This is a genomic window from Candidatus Desulfolinea nitratireducens (assembly GCF_982879505.1).
Window position 1 is genome coordinate 1 of sequence record NZ_CEYOSI010000029.1, and the last position, 8405, is coordinate 8405.

The 8405-nt window shown below is 48.3% G+C and carries 7 protein-coding genes, 1 tRNA gene and 1 pseudogene; all 9 read right to left on the reverse strand.

Annotated elements, in window-relative coordinates; translation table 11 throughout:
• On the reverse strand, positions 1-1181 hold a 1181-nt coding region (locus tag AC3DOM_RS04170; protein ID WP_487917769.1), incomplete at its 3' end, for a hemolysin family protein.
• Between the two features lie 210 nt (positions 1182-1391).
• Positions 1392-2735 carry a bifunctional UDP-N-acetylglucosamine diphosphorylase/glucosamine-1-phosphate N-acetyltransferase GlmU gene (gene glmU / locus AC3DOM_RS04175; protein WP_487917770.1) on the reverse strand — a complete coding sequence of 448 codons (1344 nt, stop codon included), beginning with the start codon at positions 2733-2735 and terminating at the stop codon, positions 1392-1394.
• Positions 2736-2857: 122 nt separating this feature from the next.
• A tRNA-Gln gene (locus AC3DOM_RS04180) sits at positions 2858-2929 on the reverse strand.
• A gap of 57 nt (positions 2930-2986) precedes the next feature.
• Positions 2987-4039, reverse strand: a complete 1053-nt coding sequence (locus AC3DOM_RS04185) for a response regulator (RefSeq protein WP_487917771.1) — start codon at positions 4037-4039, stop codon at positions 2987-2989.
• Positions 4040-4153: 114 nt separating this feature from the next.
• On the reverse strand, positions 4154-6091 hold the full coding sequence (locus AC3DOM_RS04190; protein ID WP_487917772.1) for an ABC transporter substrate-binding protein: 1938 nt from the start codon (positions 6089-6091) through the stop codon (positions 4154-4156).
• 39 nt (positions 6092-6130) lie between these two features.
• Positions 6131-6595: a bactofilin family protein gene (locus AC3DOM_RS04195; RefSeq protein WP_487917773.1), complete on the reverse strand. Its 465-nt coding sequence runs from the start codon at positions 6593-6595 to the stop codon at positions 6131-6133.
• Positions 6596-6758: 163 nt separating this feature from the next.
• Positions 6759-7544 (reverse strand): enoyl-ACP reductase FabI, encoded by a 786-nt coding sequence (locus tag AC3DOM_RS04200; protein WP_487917774.1) that lies wholly within the window; start codon positions 7542-7544, stop codon positions 6759-6761.
• 33 nt (positions 7545-7577) lie between these two features.
• Positions 7578-8156, reverse strand: a complete 579-nt coding sequence (locus AC3DOM_RS04205; RefSeq protein ID WP_487917775.1) for a DNA-3-methyladenine glycosylase — start codon at positions 8154-8156, stop codon at positions 7578-7580.
• Positions 8157-8221: 65 nt separating this feature from the next.
• Positions 8222-8405 (reverse strand): annotated as a pseudogene (locus AC3DOM_RS04210) (NAD-dependent epimerase/dehydratase family protein); the annotation flags it as partial.

Below are 8405 nucleotides of genomic sequence, written 5' to 3' on the forward strand. Positions count from 1 at the left end.
GTTAGAAGCAAGCCATTTACACGGACGTTTTCGCCGCCCAGGGGAACACGCCCCAATTTATTATAGAGATATCCTGCCAGGGTATCCGCGTCGCCATTTGGCAATTCTGTTCCGACAATATCGGCAAAGGTGTCCAGATCAATTCGCCCGTGAAAAAGATATTTATCATCCCCCAGCTCCTGGTAAAGGGCTTCTTCGCGTTCGTCGTATTCGTCCTGGATTTCCCCAATGATTTCCTCGATAATATCTTCAAGGGTAACGATGCCAGAGACGCCGCCATATTCATCGACAACGATCGCCATATGAAAACGTTTTTCCTGCATTTCAGAAAGAAGTTCATCGGCTTTTTTTGTCTCTGGAATAAAATAGGGTGAGCGAAGTAAGTCACGCAATATAATCTCGTTTTCCGATTTACCGAGGGTATTGAGCAGGTCTTTGGCGTAGAGGAAGCCAAGAATATTATCTATGCTTTCCTTGTATACTGGCAGGCGCGAATAGCCAGAGGTGATAAAAGCCTCGATAGAAGATGAGAGAGTGGCAGTCTCTTCATCCAAAGCGAGAACATCAATACGCGGCACCATGATCTCGCGCGCCAGTGTTTCGCCAAATTGGAAGATCTCGTAGATCATGCGGCGTTCTTCAGGTTCCAGGCTACCGCTCTCTTCATCAGATACGATCCAGGTTTTCAGTTCATCTTCGGTCATTTGAGCGAAAGTATCCCTGGATATGCGGCGCGGATTAAGGAGCAAGAGCGGCAGAATGACCAAGGGCGTAAAGAGAAATAACAATATTCGACCCAAAAAAGCCAGCTGCATAGCCCAAATTTCGGCATTTTCCGCTACGTTGAATTCGATTGAAAATTCAACCAGCAGCATGATGACAGCAACCAATAAAAGACTGATTATCTGAAAACCGATAGAGCCTCCCCAATTTTGAAGGAGGATAAAGCTCAGGATAGCAATTCCAAAACGCATCAGGGTTTGGCTAAGGCGCAAAACCGCTCCCAAACGGGGGCTTTCGATCAAAAGGAGGACACGTTTAAGTCTTTCTTCGTTTTGACCTTCCTCAGCACTCAGCCGAAAGGCGCGCGCATTTGTAAAACTGACACGTGTCGCGGCAATTGCCAAATCCAAAACCAGTAGCAGGGCGATGATGAGCAAGCCCCATTCAATTGTGATCACGTTTTTTCCTTTTATTCATTAGACCTTTTGAATATGTGCTCCTGGCGGCGTCCTCGCCGCCGCACTCTGCTAGTATGCTACGCGAAGGACGGCGGCTAGAGCAGTGTCAAAAAGGGACTTTTGCAAGAAGTCTATTATCTCCTTCCTCTACTCTCGGAGAATCCCCGAGAGACAAAGGGAGAAGGATAGGTTGCAGGTATTATGTTTATATCACTTAAATTTCCGAATTGCCCGGGCAGGCATTCCAACCACGAGGGTATCATCCTTCACGTCTTTTGTCACCACAGAGCCGGCGCCTGTTCGTGCCCGATCACCGATCTTCAGTGGGGCGACCAGCATTGTATCGCTGCCGATGAATACTTCTTTGCCAATCTCGGTAAGATGTTTATTCTCTCCATCGTAATTGCAGGTAATTGTCCCAGCGCCGATATTTGTTTCCGTGCCGATTGTTGCGTTGCCAATATATGAAAAATGTCCCATTTTGGCGTTTTCACCAAGATATGAATCTTTTACCTCGCCAAAATTGCCCATATGAACACCCTTTGCCAGATGCGCCCCCTTCCGCAGGCGGGCAAAGGGACCCATATCCACATCATCTTCAAGGCGAGCCTTTTCGAGGACAGAGGATAAAATTTCGCAGCGGTCACCAATTGTACAGTCTGTAATGATGGTATTCGGGCCAATTTCGCAGCCTGCGCCAATCTTTGTCTCACCGCGTAAATAGGTGTTTGGGTGAATCACAGTATCCTGACCGATTTCCACATCCATGCCAATATGGACGGATTGGGGATCAATCATTGTTACACCCTTGAGCATATGGAGTCGATTCACTCTTAGCCTCATGCCTGCTTCCGCTTCGGAGAGATGGATGCGGGTATTGACACCAACCGCCTCGACGGGATCTTCCAAGGTCAATGACTGAACTTTCATCCCAGCCTCAACCGCCAGCCCAACTGTATCTGTCAGATAATACTCACCTTTGGGCGATAATGGGATCCGCTCCAACGCGTCCCAAAGCCATTTTGCATCAAAACAATAGGCCCCAACATTGAGCTCTTTGATTGCCATTTGCTCTATCGTTGCCTGTGGCTCTTCGACGATAGCTTGCACGTTGCCATCTTCCATTCGGATGATACGCCCAAAACCGCGCGGATCATCTGAGATAATGGTCAACATTGTCATCGGGCCATCATTTTCCTTTTGCAGACGAATCATTTCATTAAATGTTTCACTCGTCAGAAGGGGCATATCGGCACTGCTGACAAGTACAAGGTCGGTATTTCCCTTCAGCGTGGATTCCGCCTGTTGAACCGCGTGCCCCGTGCCCAGTCTTTCGGCTTGCACAACAAATCTTGCTGCATCCCCAACGACTGCCCGCACCTGATTGGCGCCATGTCCAATAATCATCACTGGTGTTTCGTCGGTTACAGATTGCGCGGCTTGCAGGGCATGCCAAAGCATTGGCTTTCCACAAACGGAATGCAACACTTTTGGGAGTTCAGATTTCATGCGGGTCCCTTGTCCCGCCGCAAGGATGATGGATGTTGTTTTCATGGAATTTCCTTTAGCTACTATTTCAGATTATATTTGTTAGCAAATAAATACAAAAAGACAAGCGCTGCGTTCCCACTGTGGAGGGTGAAGGCTTGTCTTTTTATCGTTACCATAAACTTTTGCAGGGGCACCTGGATTCGAACCAAGATCAACGGCTTCAAAGGCCGGTGTGCTAACCGTTGCACCATGCCCCTATACTGCCCACGTAGGCGGGCGAGATTGTATCATAGGGAGAAAGTTAACGCAAAGTTTCAGGGCTTATCTTCTGGTGTCAGACCGAGTTGGCGTGCCTGGTCATAAGAGAGTTTATCTGCATCCACTGGTAGATTTGTTTTGTTGACCACAGCTTCTTCCCAGAAGCTATCAGCCTCCGTTGTTTTGAGCTTTTTTTTCTGTGTGAGGAGGGTATCCAGTTCAACCGAAGAATCATCATCTTCAATTATTTCTTCATCAGGAGAATCTTCTGTTTCAAAATAATCATCCATTTTTTCCAGAGAGGAACGGGTAACGCCCATTGCATCAAGTACATGCTCCACTTCACTTTTCAGGATCATCATCGCATCGGTCAGATCAAGAACTTTACCTCGCTCAACGATCCGCTCACCTGCAACAATCAGTGCATGGGAGTTGTTAACGGGGACCAGGAGCAAATCCTGGTCGCCTCCGGGGAAAATATGGTAGCTCAATGGATCTTTCTGGTGAATAAAGCCCGAAACTTTTTGTCCGCCGCGATAGATACCCATCAAAGCCGAAAGCAGAGAAGCCTCCAGGTCGCTATCTTTAAGTGCACCCGCTCTAGCTAAAACATCCTCCTGATCAGAAAGCAGGAAGATTACCTGTGCTTCCATACTTTTTCGAAACTTCGAAAGCAAGCCAGATAGATTTTTATGTGCATCAGAATCCCCGTTTTCTCCTTCAGGGGGAAGAACCGTTCTCTTTAATTCCAAACTGCGTTCAACGGCATCGAGAAAATCAGTCAGGGAGATGGGTTTCTCAAAAAAGGCAAAAGCACCAGATTCCTTCAATACTTCGCGGACCTTTTTATCTTTTGTTCCAGAGATCAAAATTATTTGAGTATCTGGATCGTGGGTTATTATTTTTTGCATTAATTCCAACCCAGACATCCCCGGCAATCGATAATCAATCACAACAAGGTCGATTTTGCTCCGTGTAACTTCTAAAAAAGCCTCCTCACCCGAAGGAGCCTCAATAATCTCAATTTTCTGTTTGAGAGTATTGAGTGCGGAATGCAAAAGACGGATTACTTCGCGTTGGTCGTCAACAAGCAGGATGCGATGGGTCATAAGTTTTTCCTGAGGATTATTGGAGTAATAAATTATAGCAAATATTTGAAAATAAAATAGTAAATAAAGCTATCAATTTATTTATAATAAGCTGAGATTAGAAAGGGGTTTTACTCATTTTTCTGGCTTCAGCAAAGCAGGTGCACCATAGAGACCTGATCCAAATCCGTCCAAAAAACCATCAAAAGGGAGAGAAAAATTCCGATATGCCTCAGTGACCTTGGTTGAAAAGAGTGGTACAGCTGGGAGATCATCCAGGAGGTAGACCTCGATCTGAAAGAGTTGCTCACGCGCTTGGGAGATGTCGCTGGTTCTTAGAAATTGGGTGCATTTCGTGTTTACTGCGGCATTGCTGTAATTGTAAAAATTTCCCTCTGAAAAAAAATCGCAGAGATAATCTGGGAAAAGAGAAAGACTCCAGCCTACGATCGCCAGATCATAGTCGCCACCGCCATAAACAGCAAAGAAAAGATCGTCGGCGGGGATACTCTCGGCTGTTATTGGGATTCCAAGCGAACGCACCATTGCTTCAATATGGATTGCAGCATTTGCCCGGGATGGATCGTCGCTTGGGGCAATGATCGTAATTGATGGGAAATCTTCACCCGAAGGAATTTTCAGGCCCTTCCCTGCGTGATTTGGACTTGGTTCCTGCTCCCAAAGATAACCTGCCATTTTGAGCTGGCGCACCCCCGCGGCAAGCCGGGCATCCGCGTCCAACCCGGTGCAGGGTGGCTCTATCTGGCCCGGATACCAACCGATATTTTCGGGGTGTACCCAGCCCAATGCAGGGTTGACCGCTCCATCCAATATTTCTGTGGCGAGAAATTCCGGGTCAATCAGGCAGGATAAGGCATGGCGCAGAGCGATATCGTCCAGAGGGGTGCGATTGTGATTGAAAGCCAAAAAGCGGATATTGTTGCGGCGGCTTTCGGTAAAGTGAATGGCGGGGTCTTCCGATAAATGAGATATATCATCGGAAGTGAGGCCATGGGGTGTCAGGATAAAATCCGTTTCATTCGCAAGGAGGGCCTGGATGGCGGCATCACGTTGATATAGTGTATAGCGGGTCGTCTCAAAATGGGATGAAACGAGGGCTATGTTTTCGATATAACCTTCTTCTTCCGCAGACAACTGCCATAAACCGGCCAGGGGTTCCCTGGCATCATCCAGCGCATAGAGCGCGGCGCGAGCGGCAGTGAATTTTTCCCGTTTTTCCCTTTGGGCAAGTTCAAGTTTCTTTTTGAAGGAGTCTCGTCGAAATTGCCTGTCTATAAGTAGTTTCTCATGAGCACGGTATTCGGTGCTTTTCTGATTTAAGTTTGGCATATTTTCGGCAATGATCTCGGCTTCGGCCTGGAGGGCATCAATTTGGATTTGATATTCTGCCATGAGAAGATTGTCTTCGGTGAGAGGGAGAAGCTTTTTGACCTCAGCAACCTTTGGTTCCCAGTAGGATTGGCTGGCAAAAACGCCGATCAATGCGCCTTGTTGCCAATCCCCTGCATTTGGAATAGATGAAAAATAATATTTAATGGTCTGGGCATCAATAGCTTCGAGATGATGGAGAATCTTTTTATTATAGAATACCGCCCAATTCAGACCTAGTTCAAATTCCAGGGCAGTGTTTACGGTAAAGGCGACGTCCGTGGCGCTGAGAGGGGAGCCATCTGACCAGGTGAGATCAGGGAGCAGGGTGAGGGTGGCAGTGAGGAATTCACCCTCCTGTGTGATGAGGGAGGGGAAGCCATCGGCGAGGAGAGGAGTGAGTTCGTTATTTGGCGCGGCGAGATGATAGAGGCGCGGCCAATATTCCCCTTTGACGGCATAGTTTTCGTAAGACGCGCCCTCTTTGTCAAAGAGTGACCAAATATTAACGGAAGTTGTTGGGTTGAGAATGGCGTAACGGAGCGGAGGCAGGTTTTGTTCAACGGGTGAAGCCATCTCAGGCATCTTTGTTGCGGGAAGCGTTGCGATGGGGATATCTGTCTTTGGTAGACATCCCGTCAGGAGAAGAGCCGCAAGAAGCAGGGCTGAAATTTTATTTTTCAAGGGAGGGTGGAGGTGATTGCCGATTACAATGGAAATTCTCTATATTTCAGCCGTGGGCTCAATATCAGGAATGGTTGCGTCGGCTTCCTCGGCGGGAGTCGATTCGGGGGCAGGACCCAGCTCGAGATCAACGCTCTCCTCCATGCGGATCTGTCCGCGCAAAAAGGAGCCTTCTTCGGTGACGAAGGCTGTCGTGACCACATCGCCCCAAACGCGACCTGTGGCGCGGATTTCCAGCTTTTGTGTGGTGATATTGCCGCGAACAGCGCCGGCGACAATCACTGTGTTAGCGCGGATATTTTCGCAGGTCACTCGACCGGTCTCGCCAACGACGAGCATGCCACGCAAGGAAATTTTCCCCTCGAAGGCGCCTTCAATGCGTACGCCCCCACTGCCATCGAGATCGCCATGCCAGATCACACCGGAGCCAAGCACGGAGGTGATCCGCTCCACGGCCGGGATGGGTTGGTTCGATTCGGGGGTAGTTGGGCTTCGTTTGAACATAAAATATTCCTGGGGTACTGATCTGGAAAATCAGTGATTTATTCATAGATGGATGTGTATCTGCCATCTATTTTATCATCTTCAATGTAATTTGCTATGTAAAAGGGCTGGGAAATTCTCCGCAGCCCTTTACTCTGATAAATTCGTCTTTTTGTGGGAAAAACTATTCTTCGCTCATATCCGGTACACCCATAATATTATAGCCGGAATCGACATAAAATATCTCGCCTGTTGTGCGGGCAGATAAATCGGAGCTAAGGAAAACGGCTGCGTTGCCGACATCCTCGATGGTCACTTTTTCGTGAAGAGGTGCCATATCAATAAAGGCCTTATACATCGATTTGAAGCCACTCACACCTGCTGCAGCCAGTGTGCGGATCGGCCCGGCCGATATGGCATTAACGCGTACCCCCTGCGGTCCAAAATCATAAGCAAGATAACGGGTGGATGCCTCCAACGCGGCCTTGGCCACACCCATTACATTGTAATTTGGAGTCACTTTAACCGAACCATGATAAGTCAGAGAGATCATCGCGCCGCCAGGATTCATCAAGGGCTGAAATGCTTTCGCCAATGCCACAAATGAAAAGACGCTGATATCCATTGCCAGGTGAAACCCCTCGCGGCTGGTATTATAAAAGGGGCCATTCAATTCATCTCGGTTGGCAAAACCAATTGAGTGAACGAGAATATCAATCTTTCCGAAACGCTCTTCAGCTTTGGCAGTGACCGCTGCAATATCTTTGTCTTTGCTCACATCGCATTCCTCGACAAAGTCACAGCCGATCGATTCAGCCAGGGGATCGACACGCCGTTTCAGGACTTCACCCGCATAGCTGACACCGATGGTCGCACCCTCGCGGTGAAATGCCTGAGCAATGCCCCAGGCTATCGAGTTTTTATTGGCAAGCCCAAAAATCAGGGCGGTTTTTCCTTCTAAAAGACCCATTCTACTCTCCTTAAAAATTACGAATAATACGTTTTATTTTTCAATAAAACGCCAGGGCTTTGACTTCCAGGGCTCTGGCACAGTATATAACCCCACGCGCGGGCCGATGGTGACGCTCTCATCAGTAATCGTTTTCCCCTTTTCGATCCATAATCCGTTATTACGGTTATATAAATCCACACCATTAAAGGATTTGTCGATGGCCAAAGCCTGCGCCAGTTTAGCGGGACCATCGGTCCATTTGGCAGGTGGCTGTTTTCCACGTCGAGCTGCGATGATCGCAATTCCCTCAACGGGGCGGATAGCGCGGATCAGTACCGCCGCTGGGAATCCATCCATCTCGGTGACTACGTTCAACATCCAGTGCATTCCATAGGTGAAGTAGACATAAGCCCGTCCTGGTGACCCATACATGACCTCCGTCCGCGGTGTTTTTCCCGCTTTGGCATGGCAGGCGAGATCGCTCTCCCCGATATAGGCTTCCGTTTCGACGATCATCCCTGCGATCCGAACACCCTGCTCTTCGCGGACCAGTGTCGCTCCAAGCAGCTCGCGGGCAACGGTCAATGTGGGGCGGTTGTAGAATGGAACCGGGAGAATTTTTGAAGGCACTTTTAACTTTCTAACCTTCAAACCTTCGAACGGTTTACTGTTGGAAAGTTTGAAAGTTGGTAGGTCTACTCTGTAAATCTTGGGTCTTTTTCCAGTGTCAACCTGAGTCCTTCTTCCAGCGAAACAGAGGGCTGATAGCCTAATTTCTTCTTTGCCAATGTCAAATCTGCACACATCTTGGAGACACCCCCGGAAACGCGCGGATTATAGATCACCTCGGCTTTGCCAGGGACGATCTCCGTGACCGCA

What these genes read in the sequence shown, in the direction of transcription:
- glmU (WP_487917770.1), bottom strand. Translation starts at nt 2,735, where the DNA reads ATGAAAACAACATCCATCATCCTTGCGGCGGGACAAGGGACCCGCATG.
- AC3DOM_RS04185 (WP_487917771.1), bottom strand. Translation starts at nt 4,039, where the DNA reads ATGACCCATCGCATCCTGCTTGTTGACGACCAACGCGAAGTAATCCGT.
- AC3DOM_RS04195 (WP_487917773.1), bottom strand. Translation starts at nt 6,595, where the DNA reads ATGTTCAAACGAAGCCCAACTACCCCCGAATCGAACCAACCCATCCCG.
- AC3DOM_RS04200 (WP_487917774.1), bottom strand. Translation starts at nt 7,544, where the DNA reads ATGGGTCTTTTAGAAGGAAAAACCGCCCTGATTTTTGGGCTTGCCAAT.